2 protein-coding genes are annotated in these 2,007 nt (G+C 67.6%); both read left to right on the forward strand.

Features of this window, described 5'->3' with window-relative positions:
* On the forward strand, positions 1-967 hold a 967-nt coding region (frc, locus tag TSO352_RS01540), incomplete at its 5' end, for a formyl-CoA transferase (RefSeq protein WP_109106614.1).
* 365 nt (positions 968-1,332) lie between these two features.
* Positions 1,333-2,007, forward strand: a 675-nt coding sequence (locus tag TSO352_RS33375; protein ID WP_199231455.1) for an ATP-grasp domain-containing protein, incomplete at its 3' end; no start/stop codon positions are given.

Genomic DNA, 2,007 nt, shown 5'->3' on the forward strand with positions numbered 1-2,007 from the left:
CCGCATGGGCTTCACCTGGGAGCGCATCCAGGACCTGAACCCGGCGATGATCGTGGCGTCGGTCAAGGGCTTCGGCCCCGGGCCGTTTGAGAACTGCAAGGTGTACGAGAACGTCGCCCAATGCGCGGGCGGCGCCGCCTCGACCACCGGCTTTGACGACGGCCCGCCGCTGGTCACCGGCGCCCAGATCGGCGACAGCGGCACCGGGCTGCATCTGGCGCTCGGCATCGTCACCGCGCTGTACCAGCGCAAGACCACCGGCCGCGGCCAGAAGGTGCTCGCCGCCATGCAGGACAGCGTGCTGAACCTCTGTCGGGTCAAGCTGCGCGACCAGCAGCGCATGGCGCACGGCCCGATGAAGGAATACCCGCAATACCCGCACGGCGAGTTCGGCGACACGGTGCCGCGCGCCGGCAACGCGTCGGGCGGCGGCCAGCCCGGCTGGATCCTGAAGTGCAAGGGCTGGCAGACCGACCCCAACGCCTACATCTACTTCATCGCCCAGGCGCCGGTGTGGAAGGCGATCTGCAAGGTGATCGGCAAGGAAGAGTGGATCACCGATCCCGACTACGCCACGCCGACCGCCCGCCTGCCGCGCCTGATGGAGATCTTCGCGACGGTCGAGGACTGGACCAAGACCATGACCAAGTTCGAGGCCATGGAGATCCTCAACAAGTACGACATCCCCTGCGGCCCGATCCTGTCGATGAAGGAAATCGCCGAGGACCGGTCGCTCTACGCCACCGGCACGCTGGTCGAGGTCGAGCACCCGACCCGCGGCAGCTACCTGACGGTCGGCAACCCGATCAAGCTGTCCGACAGCCCGACCGAGGTCACCCGCTCGCCGCTGCTCGGTGAGCACACCGACGAGATCCTGCGCGAGGTGCTGGGGTTCGACGACCGCGAGATCATCGACATCCGCGACAGCGGCGCCATCGGCACCGTCACGCGCATGGCCGCCGAGTAAGTTTCGCTCCCGTGCCTCCACCCCAACTCTCCCCCGCTCTCAGCGGACCTACGGTCCGCCTGCCGCGTCAGCACAAAGCGAAGCTTTGTGCGAGAGCTGGGCGGGGGAGGGGGCAAGTCCTGAACGGGAGAGCGGCGGCAGTCCCTCCCCCGCCCAGCGGGGGAGGTTAGGTGGGGGTCTAACCTCGCCACCAACAGTGCCTTCAAATATTCGAACCCCGCTTCCCCTCTCCCCGACCGTCCCCTTCCCGGTCCCGGAGTGCCGAAGCCCGGACTTTTAAAAACCCGCCGCCCGGCAGCCGATGCATTCCCGGCTCCCGGCGGCTTTCAAAAGACCAATCCCGACAGGGTCAGGGACGAAGAACCATGAACATTCACGAGTACCAGGCCAAGGAACTGCTGCGTGGCTACGGCGTCGCCGTCCCGCGCGGCGGCGTGGCCTACACCCCGGAAGAGGCTGAATCGGTCGCCCGCGAGCTGGGCGGTCCGGTCTGGGTGGTGAAATCGCAGATCCACGCCGGCGGCCGCGGCGCCGGCCGGTTCCAGGACAACCCGAGCGGTAAGGGCGGCGTCCGCGTCGTCACGTCGATCGAGGATGTGGCCAAGAACGCCGCCGAGATGCTGAACCACGTGCTGGTCACCAAGCAGACCGGCCCGGCGGGCCGGGAAGTGAAGCGCCTGTACGTCGAGGAAGGCGCCGACATCAAGCGCGAGCTGTATCTCGGCATGCTGATCGACCGCGCCACCGGCCGCGTCACCATCATCGCCTCGACCGAAGGTGGCATGGAGATCGAGGAGGTCGCCCACAACACGCCGGAGAAGATCGTCAAGGTCGGCATCGACCCGGCGACCGGCATCCAGGGCTACCACACCCGCAAGGTCGCCTTCGCCCTCGGGCTGGACGGCAAGCAGGTCGGTGCCGCCGCCAAGTTCATCATGGCCGCCTACCAGGCGTTCGTGGACCTGGACTGCGCCATCGTCGAGATCAACCCGCTGATCGTCACCGGCGCCGGCGACATCCTGGCGCTCGACGCCAAGATG

This window comes from Azospirillum sp. TSO35-2 (assembly GCF_003116095.1).
Taxonomy (GTDB): domain Bacteria; phylum Pseudomonadota; class Alphaproteobacteria; order Azospirillales; family Azospirillaceae; genus Azospirillum.